The following is a 21,751-nucleotide window of genomic DNA, read 5'->3' as shown; positions in this document are numbered from 1 at the left end:
GGTGATTAGTGCTTCGGACGCTCCAGCGCCTCAAGCAGTTCCGGGAAGAAGTCCTGCAGGATTTCAGGCGTCATCAGTTCGGGATACTGCATCAGATGTTCACGGATACGCTCGTTGATGTCCGGCAGCAGACGCTGGGCCGCGGCGCTGGCAGTGATTTTGTGCTTCTTCATGGCGCGCAGCAGATCGCCTGGCAGCGCGTCTTCGTCGTCAGCGTCATCCACCATCTCCAGCGCATCCAGCTCGTCGAACATCTCCATCAGCGCTTCGGTCTGCGGCGTGCGCGACTCATATTCACGCGGGTGTTCATCTTCCAGGAAACGCAGCATGGCGCGCATCGGCGTGCCGTCTGGCGTGGATGGCGGCTCGGTGGCGAACCAGCTCAGCAGCTGATGCATGGTGACCTGATGGACGCGAAAGCCGCTGTCGACCAGCTCATCCGCCAGCAGCTCGGCGGTTTCGTTTTCAATCACGCAGATGTGGGTACGTTTGGGTTCGTACTGCTCCAGCCACTGGTAGATCTCTTCAATCACGCCATCGTCATACTCGAATTTTTTGGTGACATAGCTGTCGTCCTGTTCGTGAACGCAGGCCTGAATCTGATCGGGGTCGAAGTAAAGTGCGATGTTGATGCCTTTCATGCGTGCTGTCCTGTAGAAATCAAAACAACACTATAGCGCTCAACCCCAGGTTAAGGGAATGTCAGGCATCACAGCAGTGGGGCGTTTAACGCTCCCCTCAGAGCAGAGAGGGGAGAGAAGGGAAGGAGATTACGAGATAAAGTTTTTGCCCTGCTTCAGCACTACGTCACAGGCTTTGGTTTTCAGCTTCTCACCCATCTGCGAGTTGCTCAGGCTTTGCAGATTCAACTGCTGGCCGTTACCGGTATTCAGCAGACCGGCCACGCCCTGGGTGTAATCGGTTTTCTGTTCCTGCGCGGTGGTGGTGTTCAGACCGAGCTTGCTCAGCACCTGGTCTTTGACCGACTGCACATTGTTTTTCACCACGTTGTGTTCGACGCAGTACTGCATCACACCGGCGGCATTGGTCATGCTGTTGGCGCTGACCGCTTTATCGCCGCCGCCCAGCATGCTGGTAATAGAGGAGAGCGACATGCCGCCATTCTGCTGCGTGGTGCCGGTGGTGCTGCCGTTGTTCTGCTGGCTGAGCTGTGACGCTGCACTGCTCAGCTGATCCTGCCAGCTTGCCGCTGATGCACTGCCTGCGACCAGAAGTGCCGCCAGTCCCCATCCCCACGCACTGCGTTGTGCTTGCTTCATTTCAACCTCGGTATGTGCTTATTCAGTTTTCCTAAGAAAGGCTGACGGGCAGAAAGTTCCTGACTTCCTTTTATAAAAAGCGTCTTAAATAGCACTTTGGGAATGTTCTGTAACAGGAGCAATAAAATATTCAGATGTTTGTGGGCGTTATTATTCTATGAGGTAGTCTTCCGGAGTCAGTAATAAGCACGTTCCGCTGAAACATTATTTAATATCCTCACCATGTTTATCAGGAATCGTCCTGGTTTAAATTAAAGTTACCGCTTTGCTTATAGCGTGTTTTCTAAGCGCTTGTGTCTGTGTTGGTAATATTTACCTGAGGAATTAAATTTATATAACTGAATGTATTTTGGTTAATTTTTATTTTTAGCGTAGCGGCTGTTTAAGCCGTACCGCTGGTTATTGATGCGATTTTCTGTGCCGTAATTAAATTGAGTTAGTGGAGTTTTTTATTATTCCGGCTTGCGAAATCAGCCAGAGTGTTCATGCTTAATCACTGTGTCAGGCAGTTGTGGCAGATATTTAATTTAACGGGAGCGATATTATGGCTGGGCAGCCAGAGCACAATAATAATGCAGAGGTCACGCTTAAACTCGCTGAAGAGCAAATAGCCCTGACTAAGCAAAAGATTGTGGATGGACATGTCCGTGTTACCCGTTCCACAACTGAGCATGACGAGGTCATCAGTACACTGCTTAACCGGGAGAAGGTTGAGGTTGAGCATGTAGCGAAAGCGCAACCCGTTGAAACGATGCCCGAAACCAGGGAAGAAAACGGTGTACTGATTGTCCCGGTAGTAGAGGAAGAAATCCAAATCGTCAGAAAGCTGGTGCTTAAAGAGGAGATCCACATCCGAAAAGTGCAGGAGAATGTTCCTTTTCAGGAGGTGGTGACCCGACGTGAGCAGCAGGTGAACGTTGAAAGAGATGACGATCAAATTAGCTAACAGAGAGGAACCTATCATGGCACATGAAAAAATCGTAACACTGTTCGATTCTGCAAATCAGGCAGAGGCCGCGAAAAGAAATCTCGTGAAAGCAGGCTTTTCTGATCGGGACATCAGTCTTATCAGTGGAGAACGTTTGCAGGAGGAAGGACACTCTATCCGCCATCCGAGCATCTGGCAGCGTCTGTTTGGTCACTCCGTTGATAAAGAGCAGGCCGATGTTTACACCAGAGCGATGGACAAGGGCGGTGTAGTGCTGACTATCCGTACTGAGGAGGAGAAGCTGGCTCGCGCCATGACCATTCTCCATTCTCATGACTCGGTGGACGTTCCGTCACGTATGCAAAGCTCGGTTGAGAATGGCACTACCGCGCCGGGCATCAACCCGACAACGGCAGGCAAGCAGTTTGCTGGTGAGACCAACGACCGCCAGGTTGAACCGCGACGCACCTCACTGACCGGTGATGAGAGCGAAGCTGACATTCTGCGTCTGGCCGAAGAGCAGGTGGAAGTGGGTAAACGTCTGGTGAGCGAAGGCTCGACTCGTGTTCGCCGCTACACCGTGACCGATACCGTATCTGAAGATATCTCGCTGCATGAGCAGCACGCTGACATCTTCCGCCGTTCGGTGAATGAACCCGCGCTGGCTGGGGAAGTGGACTGGTCAGAGAAAACTGTCGAGGTTGCTGAGACCCATGAGCAGCCGGTTATCAACAAAACGACCCACGTGAAAGAAGAAGTGGTGGTCCGTACCGACGGCAGCGATCGTACCGAGACCATTAACGACACGGTGCGTCGTCAGGAAGTGGATATCGACCATGCACGAGGTGGTCTGGAGCGTGAACTGCCGGGTACGACCGCAGGGGTAAAACCTGCGACCGCAGCAGCAGGCACGCAGTCACCAGGTGCACATAACCGCGACCACAAAGAGAGCCTGACTGAGAAGGTGAGTGAGAAAGCCAGCGAAGTGAAGGATAAGGTCGGGAACAAACTGCACGACCACTCGCATTGAGGCGCTTATCCTGACAACAACAGGCGCTAATGGGCACCGCTGATGCCCGATGCTGAGCATGCAAGATGCAAGAAGGGGCCAACCGAGAGGTTGGCTCTTTTGCGTTATTTTTTCCTGATAATCGCATTCAGCCAGACTTCGTCGCCACGTCCCGCACGTACATCACCGGTCTGCCAGGTTTTTTCTGTTTCAATAGCGAACCTGTTCCCCATTATGCCCTTAGAGCCAGCCTCTCTTTTTATCCCTATCTTATTTGTAGTCAGAATGTCACCGCCGAGTGTATTTACCCCATCTACCAGTTTCTGTAATCCAGCCACATCCATATCTGTAAATCTGCGCCCATCCTTTTCCCGTTCGCCGCGGCCATATTTAAAAGAGAGATACCCTATGCCGCCAGGCTTCAGCGCCATGGCCAGTTTTGTCATGACGCCGGGTAGTTCAGCTTCGGAAATATGCAGCAGCGAGGCGCAGCACCAGATACCATCATATCTTTCAACCGCATCCACATCCTGAAAGCGCATCTGCGCTACAGGCTTTCCGGATAACTGGCGGGCCAGCGCAACCAGCTCCGCCGAGGCATCAAAGGCTTCGACGATAAAACCCATTTCGCTGAAGGCTTTAACGTCACGACCTGAACCACAGCCTGCATCAAGAATGCGAGCGCCCGGCGGCAGGCAGTCAATAAAAGGCGGGTAAAGCGCAGACATATCCACGCTTGCCGTATCGGTAAAAAACCGCTGAGCGTTCTGCCGGTAATAATCTTCGTTGTTCAAAACAGGCTGTCCCCTTGTGCCGCTGGCTGCCACTCGTGGAGCAGGGCAAATTTTGCCGTATCCCAGCTGTTTTGCAGGAAGCTGTGCCGCAGCATTGGCGTTGCGCCGGTCTGGCGGATTAACGTCTCCCGCAGTGGCAGATGACTGTTAATAAAGTATTCGTTTCGATCATGCAGTCGATGCAAAAGTCTTATCGAAGGGATACGCGCAAACTTACCCTGGGCGCCGCGATTACAGGTCTGGCAGGCCAGCACCAGATTCCAGACGCCGTTGAGGTTGCCGATTTGCTCGCTAAGCATTAGCGGCAGAAAGTGATCGACATCCGCCAGGTTCTCTTCGCCACCCGTCACGCCAATGGCACGGAAGCAATAAAAGCACCGGCCTTTCTGGTAGCCATTCAGGCTGCTGCGGCAGCTGGTAATGGTGACGCGGCGACCGCTCTGACGGCTGAAAAGCGTCTTGTCATTATCGTCATAATCAACCGCAATCAGGTTGCGTGAAACGTTCATCGCCCAGGCTTCTTCTACCAGCCGCCATCTGGCATCCGTTTCCGCTTTCAGACTGGCAAACTGTTCGTTTTCCGTCAGCTGATAAAAATTCTCCGTCAGCCGGATGCCTTTATGGCTTCGCCGTTCATCCAGGAAAAAGCGTTTGTCGATCTCGGCGTGATTCACATTATGAAAAGCATCGATGACGTTTGCGAACCCGCGCTTAACGGTAATAGCAATTAATTGCTCTTCGCTGATTTCGCCTGCGTTGAATTGTCTGCATGCCTCCAGAAACTCGCTGCTTTTGCTGGTGATCTGCTTTGGCGCATGACGCAGGTGGGCACATAAATGCCGCACAAAAGGCACGGCCAGCGCTTCCAGCGTAATCAGGTCGTTGTCCGGCTGCTTCAGGTCGTAAAGCGCATGGGCAAGAGCAAACTTATAGGACGCGACGTTTTTGCCAAAAAGGATAACGCCGCGCCAGTAGTTTTCAAGGCGGGGATCGGCCTGGTAAAAGCGCATGCAGGATCCTGTTTTGCGAGACAGCTCGAAAAAATCACTTAACAGGATCACATAACAAATGCAGGTAAATGTAAACCGTAAAGGTGGGGAGGGGGCGGAGCGTTGTTAGGGGCAAAAATGGAGATCGTAAGCAGAGGTCACGATGACGAAGTCTTCTTTTGGTGGATAAGAGCAGACAGGCGTGGGGGTAGCATGACGGCATATTCAGCGTAAGAAAAATGCAAAGTCATAAAATTCAGGATAAAGCGCTACCGGCTGCTATGTCTGGATATTACCGATTTTATTTATGCGACCTGCTAATAAGCAGTAAGTCACACCAGATTCTATAAATTTCATCTGGAGTCAATTCTCAAAAGCCACTATCATTAGCCAGTTATCATACGGGTTCATATTTCATGGAAGCTTAGAGGGTCATCGGTGTATGGATAATAAAGCGGCTATTCGGGAAAAGATACTTAGTAATAATTTCACTCGTAAAGATTACTCTGTCTTTAAGAGAAATATGAAGACCGTAAAAAAGATGTATCACCCAAATTTAACGTCGCATATAGATTTGCCGGAAGCTATTACGCAAATGGCAGAAGACAGCACTAAAATCAGGGGGGTGCTCCCATATATGTGATTTTATTTTTAATGTTGTTATTCGGTAATGATAAAACTGAGGCATTAATATATATCACTGTTATGACTATAGTGATGCTAATCGTGTTATGGACAAATGCTTCTCAGCGTAGTCTGCCCATCAGCACCGACTTGCGTCTGATGAAACTGGCTTTTCGTATGCGAAAAATCCTCAAGGCACGCACCCGTGAGGAAAAAGCCAGAATCAAAGCAGAAAAAAAAGAAAACGCGCAAAATAACCACTGGCAGACAGAGGTGTTTTTAATAAAAGATGTCTTATGATGACCCGATGTCCTGACTTATTTCAACTTAACCCTACAGCAAGGAATAGCTATGTTGAAAAAGGACGTTTTCCCCCACCGTACTCGATGTGCCATTATCGTTATCGGAATGATAGCCGGATTGCTTTGGGCGGTACCGGATGGTTTTAACCTGTACGATCATTATTCAGTGTATCTGCCGCCTCTATCATTGACTATGGCCAGCATACTGGCCTTCACGCTTTATCGTCTGCGCGATGTAAAGCCCTGGCGCGATCTTGAAATTAATGGCCAGCGTTTGCCGGTTCAGTATTACAGCTACGAAGGCCAGTAGACGCGTTATCCTTTAACCTCTTCCCAGTTCAGCCCAAACCGTGCCAGATACTTACGCAGGCGATCGGCATCGTTGGGCTGTTTTTTCCCCTGGCGGGAGACGGCAAACAGGCGTCGCCCCGCTTCGGAAAGCGAATCTGCCGCGCGGCAGACGCTTAACACCGTCTGTAGCTGGCACTCATCAAACAGATCGTACTGCGCTAAAGGGGGATCTGGCTGGGCAGCCAGCACAACCGGAGAGCACCAGTTGGTGCGCAGCCGGGCAATCTCTTCTTCTACCAGTTCCAGAGAAATCCTTCCCTGTTCCGCCAGGGTCGCCATACGTGTGACGGAAGCGCTTAGTTCGCGGAAATTGCCTCGCCAGCTGGCTTCTGCCGAGCAGGCGAAACGCAGAAAGTGACTTCTCGCTTCTTTATCAAATCGCACCTGCGTTTGCTGTTCACGTGTGTAACGCGCCAGCTCAAAATCCAGATTAGGTTCAATATCTTCGCGGCGTTCGGCCAGTCCCGGCAGTTGAAACGTCCACATGTTGATGCGGGCAAAAAGATCTTCGCGAAAGCGGCCTTCGGCAATCCACTGTTGCATGTCCCGGTGCGTGCCGGCGACCAGCTGGAAATCGCTGCTGACTTCTTTATCTGAGCCATAAGGGAAAAAGCGTTTCTCTTCGATGGCACGCAGTAACATCGCTTGCTCATCCAGCCCCAGTTCGGCGATCTCGTCCAAAAACAGCATGCCGCCATCGGCTTCCCGCAGCAGGCCGCCACGTGCCTGCTGTGCACCTGTAAAAGCCCCTTTGACATGGCCGAACAGCGTGGACATCGCATTGTCACCGCGCAGAGTAGCGCAGTTAACCGCCACGAATTTACCCGCTAGCCGGTGGCGGGCATGGCGCAGTTGATAGATGCGCTCCGCAAGGAAAGATTTGCCCGCGCCGGTTGGGCCGGTCAGCAGCATCGGAGAGTCGGAGCGGAGCGCCACGCGTTCAATCTGCTCGATCAGTCTGTTAAACGTAGGGTTTCGCGTCTCAATGCCAGATTTTAAAAAGGAGGTGGAGTGCTGCTGTTCGCGCTGAAAACGGCTGGTCAGTGTGGCGTATCGGTTCAGATCGAGATCGATAATGGAGTAGTGGCCGAGTGCGGTTGGCGTATCAGATCCCTTGCTGGCTGGGGAAGTCTGCAAAAGGCGCGCGGGCAGATAGCGAGCTTCGGTCAGTAAAAACCAGCAGATTTGTGCCACGTGGGTGCCGGTAGTGATATGCACCAGGTATTCTTCGGTGTCGGTATTGAAAGGATAGCGACTGACAAAATCGAGCAAGCTGCCGTAAACCTCTTCAAAATCCCAGGGATCTTCCAGCTTAACGCTGTGCAGCACCACTTCGGTGGCGGGCGATGCCTGCGTGATATCTTCAGCCACCCGCTGCGCCATACTGATATCACGCGGTTGGTGAAGGAGTTCCAGCCGATCAATGCGGAGATCGTCCTGCTGGCAAAGCGCGACGGTTGGCCGCCATTTGCTCCAGCGATTTTCCCGCTTGCCACGCCTATCCAGCACCGTGCCCAGCACACCTATCACAACGTTAGCTTTCATGTTTATCCCATAAGATAAATAACTTATCCAATAAGATAATTTTCCTTACCGGTTATAGCAATGTGCAGATGCAAAGTGATCATAAATGATGTTAGTAATCAAACTGATAAATTTTATTCTGCGAATGAGAGCTTTCTGGCATGGCATTCGCAATAGCTAAGTCACAGCAATGAGGAGAACGAAATGAAAAATAGCTATCAGACCCTCCAGCAGGAAAAGGGCGTGCCGATAAAAATGTGGACCAATGGCGTGCCGGTTGAGCCAGAAGCGCGCGAGCAGCTGCTGAACACGGCGAAAATGCCGTTTATCTTTCGCCATCTGGCGGTGATGCCGGACGTGCATCTGGGCAAAGGCTCCACCATCGGCAGCGTGATCCCGACCAAAGGCGCGATTATCCCGGCGGCGGTCGGCGTGGATATCGGCTGCGGCATGATTGCGGTGCGCACCTCGCTGATGGCCAGCGATCTGCCGGACAATCTGTCGGGCATACGTAGCGCCATCGAACAGGAAGTCCCGCATGGCCGCACGAATACCCGCTCCCGTCGTGATAAGGGGGCCTGGCAGACGCCACCACAGGAAGTGGATCGTCACTGGGCTGAACTGGCACCAGGATTTAAGACGCTGACGCAAAAGCATCCGACGTTGTTTAAAACCAACAACTATCAGCATCTGGGAACGCTGGGAACGGGCAATCACTTTATTGAAGTCTGCCTGGATGAGTGCCAGCAGGTATGGGTGATGTTGCACAGCGGATCGCGCGGGGTAGGGAATGCCATCGGTAACCTGTTTATCGCACTGGCGCAAAAGGACATGCAGCGCCATATCGCTAATCTGCCGGATCGTAACCTCGCTTATTTTGAGGAGGGCAGCAGGCATTTTAACGACTATGTGGAAGCGGTGAGCTGGGCACAGGATTTCGCCCGCCATAATCGCGAAGCCATGATGGAGCGTGTGCTGGCGGCGATGTCACGTGTCATCAGTAAGCCTTTTAGCACGCATCTGGAAGCGGTGAACTGCCACCACAACTATGTGGAGCAGGAAACGCATTTTGGCGAGTCGGTGCTGGTGACGCGTAAAGGCGCGGTTTCGGCGCAAAAAGGACAGATGGGCATTATCCCCGGCTCAATGGGCGCGAAGAGCTTTATCGTGCGCGGCCTGGGTAATGAAGAGAGCTTCTGCTCCTGTAGCCACGGCGCGGGGCGCATCATGAGCCGCACGGCGGCAAAAGCCCGTTTTACCGTGGAAGATCAGCGACGTGCTACGGCGCATGTGGAGTGCCGAAAAGATAAAAAAGTTATCGACGAAATCCCTATGGCTTATAAAGATATTGATGCCGTAATGGCCGCCCAGTCTTCGCTGGTGGAAGTGGTGCATACGCTGTCACAGGTTGTTTGCGTAAAAGGATAAAAAAATGAGAACAGGATTGCATGGAGTGGATAGCGCAATGCGCGAGCGCGTACGTGGCGTGCTGCGTCAGCTAGAAGAGGAGCACGCAGTCAAAGTGCTGTATGCCTGCGAGTCGGGCAGTCGCGGCTGGGGCTTTGCCTCACCGGACAGTGATTACGATGTGCGTTTTCTCTATGTGCATAAACCGGAGTGGTATCTGCGTGTGGAGCCGCCGCGCGACGTCATCGAGCTACCGATCGACGATACGCTGGATGTCTGCGGCTGGGAGTGGCGAAAAGCGCTGGGTCTGTTAAAGCGAGCTAACCCTACACTGATCGAATGGCTGGATTCGCCCGTGGTCTATCAGCAGGAAGCGGCTATCGTTGCTGATTTACGGGAAAGAATACCGGACTGGTTTTCACCATTACGGGCGCGCTGGCACTATCTCTCAATGGCGAAAAAGAACTTCCGGGGATATCTGCAGGGCGACAGCGTGCGGCTGAAAAAGTACTTCTACGTGTTGCGCCCACTGCTGGCGGTGCAATGGATAGAGTCCGGAAAAGGTGTGCCGCCTATGCGTTTTGAAGATCTGCTGGCAGGGACGGTAACGGATCCCGCTCTGCTGGCCGAAATCGAACAGCTGCTTGCGCGCAAGCAGCGTGCAGGCGAAGCGGAATATGGTGAGCGTATGGATCGCATCCATGCTTTCATCCACCAGTGCCTGGATGAAGGGCGCGTCAGTGAAACGCTGCCGGATAGCGAGCGGCGCGACTGCCGCGATCTGGATGCATTGCTGATGAAAACCGTGCTGAGCATGGCGTAACTGACAAATAAGGGAATATAAAATGAAAGAGTGGATCGCCAACATCTTCCGTCAGCCTGACGAACAGCGTTTTCCGATCGTGTGGCCACCAGAGCAGCGCGCCATCTATGACTGGCTGGCGCAGTGGTCGGAAGAAACGGGCGTGTTGCCTGACGCGGTGCAGACGTTGCCGGATGAGTTTTCACCGCAAGAAGATGAGGAAACGCTACGCTGGGCACCCGGTGCGCTGGACGGGGCCTTCGGTCATCATGTCGCGCGCGGCGACAACGAGGAACAAGCGACTCAGGTGATGCAGGCGATAAGCCGCGTGCTGCGGCGGAGCAGCAGTAAAAACATGCAGGCGCTGTATCAACTGGCAAAGCAGGATACACCGCTGAATTTTATCGACGATCTGCTGAAGATGATGAGTGCTTCTCAGGCCATAGATGCCCGCCGCCTGCGGGCGCTGACGGTGTTCCTCGCGACACAGGCACCTGACCGTCAGGTGGTGAAATTAGCCATGGCGCTGCTGGCTTTTTTCCCGTATCAGCAAAGCGTTGATCTTCTGCAGACGTTAGGTAGCCACGATGAATTCACCCTTTATGCCGTGGTGGCGATGCGAACTATCCTGCCGCCGGAGGAGTTCACGCTGGCGTGGCTGGCGCTGGCAAAGCGCACGACAGGTTGGGGGCGTATTCAGCTAATAGAGCGGCTGCCGGACGCGCTGGATCGGACCGTTCGTCAGTGGTTGTTAAGGGAGGGCTATAACAATGACGTGATGGTGGAATATACCGCCTGGCACTGCGCCGAGTATGGCCGTCTGCACGACGCGCTGGAGGGCGAGGTTGATGCGGAGCTGTTAAAGGGAGCAGCAGAAATCCTGCTCGGCATGATTAGCGGTGAGCCCGGGCCCGGTATCAATAAATACACCTTTGCCGTGCAGGCCTGCGAGCGTTACCTCGGGCATATCCTGCCTGGCTCTACGGCCGATCTGCTGCATTATAAGGTTGCAGGCGAAATCGGCAGGCTGGTGGATGACGAAGAGTTTGCTGACGAGGCGGAGCGGCAGCGGCTGACAGTGCTGTGCGAGCAGATCCGTATCTTGCCCGAGTGGCCCGCGCTGATTGAGGCCGGGCTACATGACGATGACGCCGTGATTTTTCATACTGCGCTTCAGCTTTGCAGAGAGCAGGGTGGCGATCCGTGGCCGGCCATTTATCAGCGGTACCGTGAAAAGTCGGAAAGCGTCCTCTGGTATCAGCTGATGCAGACCGATAACCCGGATTTTATCGCGCAGGTTATCGCGCTGGCGGAAAGTGAGCTGGATCTGGCCACCCTCAGCTGCGGGCCGCAGAAATCCCAGGGGAGGGGGCCGCTATATCAGCAGCATTCGGCGCTCAGTTTTGTCCTGCAGGATTTAAACCGTTTTCCTGGGCAGGGCTGGACGCTGATCCGGACGGGCTTAAAAAGCCCGATGACGTTTAGCCGCCATAAGGCGCTTAATGCGCTGGAAGCCTGGCCGCAGGCTCTGCTGCCAGCAGAAGCCGTTGCAATACTGGCTGAGGCTAAGAGCAGGGAACCGGAAGAGGAGGTTCAGGCAAGGCTGGCGCAGCTACTGGAGCAACTGGTGGAAAAGCATTAACGTCTGCTTTGCCGCTTATGAAAATTGTCTGAAGTGGGGCCAGCGCTTGTCGATGCAGGCGGCTGGTTCGCCTCTGCAGCTGCTGGCAAAGGCGCTGCTCAGGGCGGTAAAAACGAATAACGGCGTCATATCTTCTTCGATATAATCAGGAGCTATCCGAACAGGTCGGGTCATTTAAATGCATCAGTTTGTTTATTTTATTTTCTCACTGCTGTCGTTAGCTTTCTTCATTTTGCTCATCTGGTATTGCTTCAAGCCTTTGCCCTTTAAAAAAGGGCTCCCTCCTTCTCCTGGCGAGATGAAAAAGATATCGGCTAACACTCCGATATTGAAAAAATTGGGCATGAACACGGAAGATTATTACTATGACAGCGACTTCCTGTATCAGCAGCGTGACGGCGAAACGCTTTGCAAAGTTCCGCTGGAAAATATTATCAGGATAAAAGTCACCGGAACTGAAGTCAGCAGTCGCCGGGTATGGCTGGTTCGTTATGTCACCGGGTCTTATAGCACCGAAAGGGAGTTCAGAGTCCTGAACAACTACACCCTTTTTAATCGGGATTTTGCCGGTTTTCTTGCCGCCGTGAAAGAGGCTAATCCAGCGGCTGAGGTGCAGGAAATGACATTAGGGCGACTGTAAAATGACAGGATGGCGCGGAGCGCTTTAGCATGAGCAATGATATGGAACCCTCAATGGCGGACGTTATCGCTTTTGTCCGCGATTTTGCAGGATACAGACGTGAAATAATCGATGAAAATACCTGGCTGGAAAAGGATCTGGGGATTACCGGCGATGATGGTGTTGAATTGCTGGAGGAGGCCGAAAAAGTTTTCGGCGTGAGCTTTTCTGCAGAAGAAGGTGGTTTCCGTGAGACATTTTCCCTGAAAGAAAACGAATATCTTTTCCATAGTGAAGGCATCGACTTTTTTGGCATTGTTTATCTTTGCAGACGACTGCGCGGCATTCCTGCGCCTGTTGTCCGCGATCTCTTTGTCGGCCAGTTGCACAGCGTGCTGGTTGAAGCGCTTAACAAAACAGAGAGAGTTACCCGATAGGCGCATCGCCCAGGACGGAGCGTAGCCTTTTTTCAAAGCCTGGCGGCGATTAACAATGGCTTTGGGTTCCCTCACACCGATGGTGAAAGAGTGATACCTGTGCTGATATCAGAAATACAACCTGAGGGAATAGAGTGAACTGTAAACCGATGCTTTTCGTGCTGGCGGCGTTCTCCCTGTCGGCTCAGGCCGCCCAGAGCGGAAAAACGCTTGAGCACAAAGACTGGGAAGTTGTCTGTGATAACACCCTGACCTGTCGCATTGCGGGTTATGCCAAAGAAGAGGATCCATCCGGCTCGATCCTGCTCACCCGTGCCGCTGGACCTGGAACGGAGACAGTGGGAGAGGTGACGCTGGGCGACACCGAAGATGACAGCAAACCGGCGGAAAAGTTGACGCTGTGGATCAACGGAAAATCAGCTGGCGATCTGGTGGCGGCTGATGACAACTGGCGAATGTCTGCCAGCCAGACCTCCGCGGTAATCAGCGCCGTCAAAGGCAGCGGTAAAGTCGAGTTTAAAGGCGGCACAAAGCCATTCCAGCTTTCTGGCGAGGGCGCTTATGCCGTGCTGCTGAAAGCGGACGACGTACAGGGCCGTATCGGCACACCAGGTGCGCTTACCAAAAAGGGCAATAAGCCCGAGAGCAGCGTGGCTAAGGCTATGCCCGCACCGGTTATTCAGGCAGCGAAAACCCTCAGCGGCGAACCCCGTTTGCTGACCGCTCCGGAAATGGACGCGCTGAAAACCCGACTGCTTTCAACGGTCAATCATAATGACGATGACACGTGCGACAGCCTGTATTCACCGGCAGAAAACAGCGATCCGGAAACTGACGGACTCACTCTTACTCCACTGGATGACACACACGCTTTGCTTTCGGCGCTCTGCTGGCGAGCTGCGTATAACGAAGGATATGGCTACTGGGTCATTGATAACCAACTCAAAGGCAAGCCTGAGCTGGTGACCATTTCCGGGTCGGATTATGACAAGGGCGAGATTACCAGTGTGCAGAAAGGCCGCGGTATTGGTGACTGCATGAGTCAGGAAAGCTGGGTATGGGATGGTCAGGCTTTCCGCAAAAGCTATGACGGCGGGACCGGCATGTGCCGTTATATCCATGCGGGCGGCACCTGGAATCTGCCGACGCTGGTAACGGACGTGAAGCCTGTTTCGGGTTAGAGCTTTTGATGTGCCAGTGAAACATGATGGCTGAAGCGACTGCTTTACGGCGGGGCGGGCGAGGGTGAGTGAATAATTTCTGACAAGGATGTCACGCAGCGTCGCTGAGAACCCGAAAGACGTTTTTTTCAGCAGTTGCACCTTAGCCTGCCGATAAGGGTTGCGGAAACAGGGGGTAACGGTATAATCCTCAACGTTTTCCGCATACCCTTCAGTGCCGAAGTGGCGAAATCGGTAGACGCAGTTGATTCAAAATCAACCGCCGCGAGGCGTGCCGGTTCGATTCCGGCCTTCGGCACCAACAGTATGTAAATGGACCTCAACTGAGGTCTTTTTTTATGCCTGAAATCCAGTCTCCGCAAGGGGTTCCTCACTTTTTCACTGAACCTAATTCAATCTGATTCTATCTACATCAACTTATTGATGCGGGTACAACTGCGGGTATATTCCGGTTCGATAATGTTTGTACCCACACAGAACCCTTGAAAGGATACTCATCGTGGCTCTGAGCGATGTGAAGGTTCGTTCGGCAAAACCTGAAGCAAAAGCCTATAAGCTGACTGACGGCGAAAGTATGGTTTTGTTGGTTCACCCGAACGGTTCTAAATATTGGCGATTACGTTACTGTCTGGTGTCTATCAGCAGGATTTGCCTCGCCGAAGAAATGTTGTAGCTGCTGAAAAGTATTGTATGGAGATCTGGGAGAGTAAGCTTCAGGTTGGAAAAGTGTATGACTTTGACAGCGTTAATGGCAAGGTGCATGTCCGCGAACATAAGCGACACCACCGTCGGGATAATGCAGTTGGCAGGGTCGAAAATCGACATATCAAAGAGTTCTGTCAGTCGCTCCTGGAAAGGTCAGAACAGGATGCCCGCTATGCTTGTTTTATCTATACCGAAAGGATTATTTTTGCTGATGTAGAAACCCCTGAACTCTCTTCATCGCCAGTAAAACTGGCGGCAGGCGACGCTGTAATTTTGCTGGCAAAAGATGTGGTTTTTAACGAGTTTTTCTTTGATATAGGTAAGGCGCTTTTTATCAATGTGATTGATCTTATGCCATACGGTACAAGTGATATTTAGGAGACGACAGGAGACCAACGTGTTCACTGCTGGGTGCCAATCCTGTTTAGTGGAAAAAATGCCGTGATAGTGCCTGTGTACCTGATTGACCCTGCTACTGCCCCGACATTAAGAAAACCAGACAACATCACAGTGGTCTACCAGGGCAAAAAGTAACGTTGATTCTTGTTTCTGCCATGCCATGTATTTTGTCTATTCCGCGGCCACCTTATCCTCGTTTTGGCTTATTTACCAAGTGCGGATGAAAGTCAGCAAAGTGACAAAGAATATATCGCGCTGCACTGTAGATGCTCTGTCTGACATGAACCAGAAGTTCCGGAACATAGGTCTTGACATCTGATACGTACCAGTGCGTAAAGGTAGTTGGTGCGATCTAGATGTGGCGTAAAAAGATGGATTATCGTTGTACTCACCATCGTGATCGCTCCCGAAGAAGATATAATTTCTCTTGCCAAGACAGATGGCTTGTAGCGTTCATTCTGCCACGTTGTTGCCTGGCTCTGTCAGACCTGTACTGGCTTAATGGTTACATACGGCACTGGGATTAAATAATCGATGTAGGTGCGTAGCGCCACGGCCCCTAAAGATACGATCTTATGTCAGATAATGCCGTAAGCTCTAAGGCAGTGGCTTCTGATTGCATAGGTGTTCAGGGCATTGATAAATTCACGTAATTCATCCGTATAAGAAAACCACTCTCTACCAAGTCCCTTCTGATCCAACCTGTATTTTTTAAAGAAAAGATGTAATGCGGATTCTGTCTCAATACCCCCTGCGGGTATTATGGAGATAAGACTCAGGCTGGTATTATGTTGTTGCTTCAAGGTATCCACGCGTTGCCTGAGATTACCTGATATTCCAATCTTGACTCTTTCCTGAGGTTCATCCAGTAAAAAGTACACATCCGTTTCACCATTGAGATAGGGCTCGTAATCAAGCCATGGAGCGGTGAATTCATTGTTATTACTGATGTCAGGTGACAGAAGCAGGGGAAGTGCTGCCTGCCAGGCCTGCTCCAGATATTTTTCCTGCTGTTTTTGCAAAAAGGGTTGCATCAGAGCAGTACAAGCAAAGTGGGTTCCCAGTGGTATGTAAGATCCATGACGCGAAGGAGCAAACTGTCCTGTTGGCATCCAGGTATGCCGAATTTCCAGCTTATCTCCAACTGTCTCCGGCACACTTCTCAGGCCGATCTCCTTGCCGTGATAGGAGGCCACTAGTTTCTGAGGCAAATGCCATTTCAAAAAACTTAAAGGTAGATTGTGGGCATGCTGCTTTTCAGTCTGATGTTTTTTTATAAACGCCTGATATTCGACACTCCCCAGCGCTTGTGCAATAAATCGAATTTTTTCGCTATCGCTCTGTGCCTTTAGCCATGAATACGCTATTTTTCCGGCTTTGTTCATCTCATTTTCTTCCTTTCTTCAATGAGGTCAATGCGGCAAACGGGAGCTCGATACCAAAATCATGTTTATGACCATTTTGACTAAACGACCACTTTTCTTCTCCCCCGCGATTAAGTAACTCTCTGTATAAATGATTGAGCCCCACACGACCGTTGGGGGCTGCTTTTTTCTGATGGTAATCCAGCGCGCTATAATTATTAATGCAACAAATCTTAATGGTACCGTCGTAACCCAATCCGATAAATTGCTTCACGAGGTAGGCCAGATAGCCGATCATATAGTCCTGAAACCATGGGCGTGAAAATACTCTGTCACGTGAATGTGGCAGGTAGGCATCATGAATATCTAAGTCACACTCCCGGCTTAAGATGGTGACCTGCTTGCCATTAAAGTGGTAATAGGCATAAAAGCGCACACCAAATACCCAAGGTTCCAGCCAGGGATTATTGGTCGGGATCTGTTTGTGGTGTCCTGCTAATATCCGGCTGGCCGTTTCATCATAAAATTCAAGCAGTTCAATGATGTCTTTAACTGTCGTGGGAGGAAAATCCTCGCATTCACGTATTACAGCCGACATGACTTTACCGGATACCCGGGAAATATGGCCTTCAGCAATCTTACGTATCAAGCTTTCCGGCACATGGCGGTCAGGATGAATGGCATTTTGCAATTCTGCGATATACGGTGCCAGAAGCTGGCTAAAAACACGCTTTTCTTCATGGCTGGCAAGGCCATAGCACGACATGTACTTATCGCTAAGCTGACCAAATACTGTGCTGAGTTCCGACCAGTTATGGCAGTTATAACGTAATGCCACTGCATCCCGGGCGTAGCTTAGATTGATATTGAGCGACCGTGAAAGGTATTTAGCGTGGGCTTTTGCTTCAGCGCATGTGGGGAGTTGTTTCATGGTTTGAGTCTCTTATCTGTCTTATGTGCTCACGAACCATAAGAATCAAAGACACTTAACCAAAAAAGATTTGATAAGTCTGCGCTGCATTCCGCTTTGGCCGTGAGCTGCCTGGTCGCGCTAACCTTGCGCTTAACGTATTGGAAAGTAGCACCATTGTCAACAGAGCCATTGACTATGCCGGGCTAACAGAGAGATTAGACATGAAGCGAGGTGCGATGCTGTCAGGCATCAGGTGAGGGGCTGATACCACACTTCTCAGTTACATGAGCAATTTATTAATTTCAGGATTACTTCAAGCCTTGTGAGATAGTGCCGTTGCTTAGCCCGACTATCTGCGTTTAAATAACTATAAAAATATCAGGAAACTTGGTTTTTTCAATCATTTAAATTCTTAATAAAAACATTATTTGAAGCTAATGAATTGCGCGCAAACATAACTCTATTTACCTGGCGACCAATTATTTTCATTGATATCTGCAAATAAAAAATTCAATTTTAATATGGCCTTAAATAATGAAATGATTTTTTAATCAGGTGCTTATGTGTATTTTTTAGGTGATTGAGTTGAGGTTTAGGGGCTTTATAATGCTGGGAAGTGTGTGTAAGCATATACATGAGAAAAAACATGAGGCTACGATTGTAGCCTCATGTAATTAAGAGTATTGCCCCCAGTCTCTGGCAATAAACCAGTTGGGCGTCCAGCTTACAAACTCTTGCGGTTGAAAGTCTTGATCGATGACCATTAAAGATTCAATGGCTTCAGGTAGCAAACTAAGAACATGATTTTTTTTATCACTTTCATAATCCCAAAAATGAAATCTATCACTTTTATTATGTGCCCTACGACTAGGACCGAAGTCCATAGGAGCGGTTAATCGCGTGATTGTCGCGTCATCTTCCTTTGAATAAAAAGTTAACTGGATTTTAGAACGATTATGAATCGCATCAATAAATTTATCGCGCATACACTCTCCTTTGTAGTTACTTAAGTAATATCCACTATTGATGAGTTATTGTGTGTGACCGACGCAGCATTTGAATAAATTTGGTGAGATCATAATATTGATTTTAGTTAACATTCTCTGCCCTACGCGCTCTCGTATCCCCGCCACGCCTGCCCGCTTTATGCAACGGTTTTCATGCACCTGCATGATTAGCTCTGAGCTGCGCCGTTGCTGGCCTTGCCAGCCGTTCCGGGATGCCTGAGACTCATACGTTTTTATGCAGCATAAGCATGCACTCACGAAAGGGACGTAAAAAAGCCCGGCACTGGCCATGCTTCGGTGAGTTTTTATGCCTGCAGCTCAGAAAAGTTTACGCTTGCGGCGATCGGTTCTGGTTCCACGAAAAGGATGCGCACCGCTCACGCTCAGCACGTCATCCCGGAACATCAGCGGCTGATTTACGTTCGTCCATCGCTTAATGTGGTTCTGGACATATCCACGGTACAGCGTGTCGGCATCGTTCGCGCCTTCGATAACGCCCGATGCTATGAATGTTAAAGAAGTTAACAATAATCGTATCAATGCGCTCATCCGTGATGCCCTCAATGTTTTCAGCCTGAAATTGAAAATACGACTACCAATTTTATGTGTGGCTGTTTTATCCTTATATAGGAACTCATTAATTTTGGAATAGGTTATGGATAAAATACTGGATATAGTGAATGGATGGATTTCTGCTGCTGTGTCAAGTGGAGCATTGGAGATAAAACAGATTCTTATCTTTATTTTTATTGCTGGGCCGCTGGCTCTTATCATCTGGAAAATACGAGGAATTCTTGCATTTGTTAATGAAGTCAGGAATTCTAAGTTAAATGAATTGCAGCGCCTTCTGGATAGCCACAAGCTATCGGATGAAGTGAATATCTGCATCAAAGAGGATATTGAGAGAATAACCAGCTATCGCATGACTGGAATTTCTGATGTTGCCAGTCAAAAAATTATTCTGCGGCTTTTCGTTGAACATAGGTATCTAATACCTATCAGTTTCTTCAAAAAATTCAGAACTTTTTTACTGATTAAAGATGATGCTCTTGTGTTTAATAAAGGGTTTTCTTTCTGGTTTGAGAATGGTATGTATGCTTTGTTTTCGCTCCAGTTTTTGTGTCTGGCAATTTTATCTTTGATATTACCTGTTTATAGGAATGCATACATTCCTTTTTGGGGGCATTTGATATTATATACAGTTGCTGTGGTTATGTTTCTTTTCTTTATTACTTTTGGGAAAATGATACCTCGGCCTCAGGAATGTAAATTATTAAGTAAGATACTACAGAGTCAATATAATAATTCATCTGAATGATTTCTTGATTGTTGGGCGGTCACTTATACTTTCTGAATGCCCCGGCCCCCGTAGACACCCTCAGTTCAATTCCTTACTGTTCCTGGCACCAATATCTGCTTTGGCGTGAGATAAAAATCACGAATAACCCCTTTACTGCCTGGCATGTTGATAAACAAACCCCGAATCATGGCCCGCATCAAAATTCTGCAGGTCCTGACAAACCAGATCGCCTGCTAGGCCAACAGCAACCTTATTTTTAAGTATCGGAGGGGAATCAATCCTGACAAAGCTTTGCTGGTTTATAAAAAACCATATAGTTTCACTATTGGTGTGACTATAATAAAAAAAGTAAACTAGCTTAGCCATTCTGTCATGACATTTTCCAGTTTCTGCAACGACTGCGCGCGTTTTTCCTCCTTCATCCGTCCTATATTTCGCAGCTTCCATTGAACGGCTGGCAAATTCTGAATGTGGGGTTCTGGTGCTAAATTCCAGTCAGGCTCCCCGCGTTTGAATGACATCAGGAAGTCGAAATCCTGTTGAGTGAAATGCGCTTTCAGCGCGCTTAGCATTCTTTCCGGGACTTCTCTCAGCGCTTCCAGTGAGACCTCCTCAAGGGTCATACCGCTGAATTCATTTTGAAAGGGTTCAGTAATATCCTTCCAGCGTGGGCTAAGCACTTCAGACAATGGACGATTATGGCTAAGTAAATAAGCGATAAAGCCATTGAATATTGCGCGGTCAATTCCTTGTGTATCTAAGAGCATTTTAACGTCGTAGAAATCTCTGGGATGCTGGCGATCTAACGCAGCACATAGCTTTCCGCCATATAAGTCAGGCAGTGAGACTACCGGGATCGCGGCAAAACCAAACTCTTCCTCCACGGCTTCCACGACATCGTGTTCTTGCGGTAGATACAATGTCCCCCGGGCAACAGGTGAAACTTCGATTTTGATTTGCGCGTCGTCCGTAGTGACTATGATACGCATCTCATCGGGATTATGGGTTTGCAGCACTGCACTGATTCCGGCTTGTGTTTCCAGTTCAGTGGCGATGCGGGTTAGCGCTTCCCGCACGTTGGGTAAGGCGACCTCTCTGTTTTCCAGTGGGATATAAGCCAGATCGATATCAACGGACAATCTGGGAAAATCGCGAATAAATAAGTTGATCGCGGTTCCCCCTTTCAGCGCAAAACAGGTCTCGTTAGCGACATAGGGCAATGCTCGCACCAGCAGGGCGACCTGGCGGTAGTAGGGGGAGGTTTTATCCATGGCTTATTCCCTTCCTGGTAAAATTTTCGGGGACAGTAATCTGGTATTGCGTGTCCAGCTTGCCATTAACAACGACCTGTCGGTTACCCGATCCCAGTTCGATTTTGCTGGTATCCACGCGCTTGAACCATGCATGCTCATAGAAACTGGCGAAAAACAGATACAAGCGCTTGGTTTGTACGGACTGGCTGAGCGTAAGCAGCTTTTCCACTTTACGTGGATTAAGATTGACCAGTCCCTGAAAAAGCTCGGCAGCATGCTCAAATGAGATTTCCTGAGGAACTGCGCTTAACAGCTCATAGGCTGCCAGCTCTGGTACGCTGGCGGTTAATTTTTTTCCTTTAACGTCAAGCTCGGTTCGGAACTTCTCATCCAGTTGAGGAAGCTTCAGAGCTGACACTATTAGCCATTCAACGCCGGGAAATTCTTTAAACCATTTGGGCAATATCGTTTTGGTTTCAGCGCTAAGCCAGCATTGACTCTGCTTAAGTTGCAGGTAATGGGAACGGCCCTGCCAGGAGAGGCTGCTCAGTCCGGCCAGATGCACTGGCGCCTCAAGCTGGCTTTGCAGACTCCATAGCGCATCACTCCAGTCCGGTTCACGTCCTGCGCGCGCATAAACGCCAGCCCGCAGTTTTTTCAGCCAGCCGCTTTGCGCGTATTTAAAGGCCAGAGAAGGCGATATGTTGTTCCGGGTTAGCCAGGATTGCAAAACCACGCTTCCCGGGGAGGTGTTTTGCAACAGCCAGTTTATTTTTGATGGCATAGATTCACTCAGGGTGTAACTATAATAAAAAAAAGTAAACTATCTGGCGAGTGGAAAGTCAATGTACAATGTCTGTCGCAGCAAAAATGTTGCCAACGATAGTTGTAGATAGCGCACTGGTAAATCCTGGACTGTTT

General features: G+C 50.0%; 22 protein-coding genes, 1 tRNA gene and 1 pseudogene. 14 read left to right on the top strand and 10 right to left on the bottom strand.

Annotation, left to right across the window (positions count from 1 at the left end):
• Positions 1-5: 5 nt before the first annotated feature.
• Together ACR8BN_RS16720 and ACR8BN_RS16715 are read right to left on the bottom strand one after the other, a co-directional pair.
• Positions 6-641, bottom strand: coding sequence for a hypothetical protein (locus ACR8BN_RS16720; protein ID WP_010251615.1), 636 nt, complete (start codon positions 639-641; stop codon positions 6-8).
• 129 nt (positions 642-770) lie between these two features.
• Positions 771-1,280 carry a DUF2501 domain-containing protein gene (locus ACR8BN_RS16715; RefSeq protein WP_434747144.1) on the bottom strand — a complete coding sequence of 170 codons (510 nt, stop codon included), beginning with the start codon at positions 1,278-1,280 and terminating at the stop codon, positions 771-773.
• 544 nt (positions 1,281-1,824) lie between these two features.
• On the opposite strand from ACR8BN_RS16715, the gene ACR8BN_RS16710 reads away from it, so the two are divergent.
• On the top strand, positions 1,825-2,226 hold the full coding sequence (locus tag ACR8BN_RS16710; RefSeq protein ID WP_434747143.1) for a DUF2382 domain-containing protein: 402 nt from the start codon (positions 1,825-1,827) through the stop codon (positions 2,224-2,226).
• Between the two features lie 16 nt (positions 2,227-2,242).
• Complete coding sequence (locus tag ACR8BN_RS16705; protein WP_052271154.1) at positions 2,243-3,238, top strand: YsnF/AvaK domain-containing protein; 996 nt, start codon at positions 2,243-2,245, stop codon at positions 3,236-3,238.
• Positions 3,239-3,342: 104 nt separating this feature from the next.
• Here ACR8BN_RS16705 and ACR8BN_RS16700 read toward each other — a convergent pair whose 3' ends face one another.
• A complete protein-coding gene (locus tag ACR8BN_RS16700) occupies positions 3,343-4,011 on the bottom strand; it encodes a class I SAM-dependent methyltransferase (RefSeq protein ID WP_434747142.1) in 669 nt (222 codons plus the stop codon).
• Positions 4,008-5,021 (bottom strand): HNH endonuclease, encoded by a 1,014-nt coding sequence (locus ACR8BN_RS16695; protein WP_434747141.1) that lies wholly within the window; start codon positions 5,019-5,021, stop codon positions 4,008-4,010. Before ACR8BN_RS16695 ends, ACR8BN_RS16700 begins: the two co-directional genes overlap by 4 nt.
• 618 nt (positions 5,022-5,639) lie before the next feature.
• On the opposite strand from ACR8BN_RS16695, the gene ACR8BN_RS16690 reads away from it, so the two are divergent.
• Complete coding sequence (locus ACR8BN_RS16690) at positions 5,640-5,924, top strand: hypothetical protein (protein WP_434747140.1); 285 nt, start codon at positions 5,640-5,642, stop codon at positions 5,922-5,924.
• Between the two features lie 51 nt (positions 5,925-5,975).
• Positions 5,976-6,236, top strand: coding sequence for a hypothetical protein (locus ACR8BN_RS16685; RefSeq protein ID WP_434747139.1), 261 nt, complete (start codon positions 5,976-5,978; stop codon positions 6,234-6,236).
• Between the two features lie 5 nt (positions 6,237-6,241).
• Here ACR8BN_RS16685 and rtcR read toward each other — a convergent pair whose 3' ends face one another.
• Positions 6,242-7,822: an RNA repair transcriptional activator RtcR gene (gene rtcR / locus ACR8BN_RS16680; protein WP_434747138.1), complete on the bottom strand. Its 1,581-nt coding sequence runs from the start codon at positions 7,820-7,822 to the stop codon at positions 6,242-6,244.
• 183 nt (positions 7,823-8,005) lie between these two features.
• Here rtcR and ACR8BN_RS16675 point away from each other — a divergent pair, with 183 nt between their 5' ends.
• The 9 genes and pseudogenes from ACR8BN_RS16675 to ACR8BN_RS16635 all read left to right on the top strand — a co-directional run bounded on the left by ACR8BN_RS16675 (position 8,006) and on the right by ACR8BN_RS16635 (position 14,972).
• A complete protein-coding gene (locus ACR8BN_RS16675) occupies positions 8,006-9,229 on the top strand; it encodes an RtcB family protein (RefSeq protein WP_434747137.1) in 1,224 nt (407 codons plus the stop codon).
• A 4-nt stretch (positions 9,230-9,233) separates the two neighbouring features.
• Positions 9,234-10,031: a nucleotidyltransferase domain-containing protein gene (locus tag ACR8BN_RS16670; RefSeq protein WP_434747136.1), complete on the top strand. Its 798-nt coding sequence runs from the start codon at positions 9,234-9,236 to the stop codon at positions 10,029-10,031.
• 22 nt (positions 10,032-10,053) lie between these two features.
• A complete protein-coding gene (locus ACR8BN_RS16665; protein WP_434747135.1) occupies positions 10,054-11,652 on the top strand; it encodes a hypothetical protein in 1,599 nt (532 codons plus the stop codon).
• 178 nt (positions 11,653-11,830) lie between these two features.
• Positions 11,831-12,292, top strand: a complete 462-nt coding sequence (locus ACR8BN_RS16660; RefSeq protein WP_425017442.1) for a hypothetical protein — start codon at positions 11,831-11,833, stop codon at positions 12,290-12,292.
• A gap of 29 nt (positions 12,293-12,321) precedes the next feature.
• Complete coding sequence (locus ACR8BN_RS16655; RefSeq protein WP_434747134.1) at positions 12,322-12,708, top strand: hypothetical protein; 387 nt, start codon at positions 12,322-12,324, stop codon at positions 12,706-12,708.
• A 149-nt stretch (positions 12,709-12,857) separates the two neighbouring features.
• Entirely contained in the window at positions 12,858-13,889 is a 1,032-nt protein-coding gene (locus ACR8BN_RS16650; RefSeq protein WP_434747595.1) for a DUF1176 domain-containing protein, read from the top strand.
• Positions 13,890-14,105: 216 nt separating this feature from the next.
• Positions 14,106-14,190 (top strand) — tRNA-Leu (locus ACR8BN_RS16645).
• Between the two features lie 198 nt (positions 14,191-14,388).
• Positions 14,389-14,514 (top strand): annotated as a pseudogene (locus tag ACR8BN_RS16640) (Arm DNA-binding domain-containing protein); the annotation flags it as partial.
• A complete protein-coding gene (locus tag ACR8BN_RS16635) occupies positions 14,499-14,972 on the top strand; it encodes a hypothetical protein (RefSeq protein ID WP_434747598.1) in 474 nt (157 codons plus the stop codon). The pseudogene ACR8BN_RS16640 and the gene ACR8BN_RS16635, both read left to right, overlap by 16 nt.
• A 599-nt stretch (positions 14,973-15,571) precedes the next feature.
• On the opposite strand, the gene ACR8BN_RS16630 is transcribed toward ACR8BN_RS16635, so the two are convergent.
• The 3 genes from ACR8BN_RS16630 to ACR8BN_RS16620 all read right to left on the bottom strand — a co-directional run bounded on the left by ACR8BN_RS16630 (position 15,572) and on the right by ACR8BN_RS16620 (position 18,256).
• Entirely contained in the window at positions 15,572-16,378 is an 807-nt protein-coding gene (locus ACR8BN_RS16630) for a GIY-YIG nuclease family protein (RefSeq protein ID WP_033769560.1), read from the bottom strand.
• A 1-nt stretch (position 16,379) separates the two neighbouring features.
• On the bottom strand, positions 16,380-17,288 hold the full coding sequence (locus ACR8BN_RS16625) for a hypothetical protein (RefSeq protein ID WP_434747133.1): 909 nt from the start codon (positions 17,286-17,288) through the stop codon (positions 16,380-16,382).
• A 656-nt stretch (positions 17,289-17,944) separates the two neighbouring features.
• A complete protein-coding gene (locus ACR8BN_RS16620; protein WP_033769564.1) occupies positions 17,945-18,256 on the bottom strand; it encodes a hypothetical protein in 312 nt (103 codons plus the stop codon).
• Between the two features lie 676 nt (positions 18,257-18,932).
• Between ACR8BN_RS16620 and ACR8BN_RS16615 the strand changes: the two genes are divergently transcribed.
• Positions 18,933-19,595: a hypothetical protein gene (locus tag ACR8BN_RS16615; protein ID WP_434747132.1), complete on the top strand. Its 663-nt coding sequence runs from the start codon at positions 18,933-18,935 to the stop codon at positions 19,593-19,595.
• Positions 19,596-19,930: 335 nt separating this feature from the next.
• On the opposite strand, the gene ACR8BN_RS16610 is transcribed toward ACR8BN_RS16615, so the two are convergent.
• Entirely contained in the window at positions 19,931-20,848 is a 918-nt protein-coding gene (locus ACR8BN_RS16610; protein WP_434747131.1) for a nucleotidyl transferase AbiEii/AbiGii toxin family protein, read from the bottom strand.
• Positions 20,841-21,614 (bottom strand): type IV toxin-antitoxin system AbiEi family antitoxin, encoded by a 774-nt coding sequence (locus tag ACR8BN_RS16605; RefSeq protein WP_346544505.1) that lies wholly within the window; start codon positions 21,612-21,614, stop codon positions 20,841-20,843. The genes ACR8BN_RS16610 and ACR8BN_RS16605 overlap by 8 nt, the downstream gene beginning before the upstream one ends.
• Between the last annotated feature and the right edge of the window lie 137 nt (positions 21,615-21,751).

Source organism: Pantoea sp. Lu_F5_004 (assembly GCF_051136245.1).
GTDB lineage: Bacteria > Pseudomonadota > Gammaproteobacteria > Enterobacterales > Enterobacteriaceae > Pantoea > Pantoea agglomerans.
Note: the sequence above shows the minus strand (reverse complement) of the source record. Positions and strands in the feature narration are given on the sequence as shown.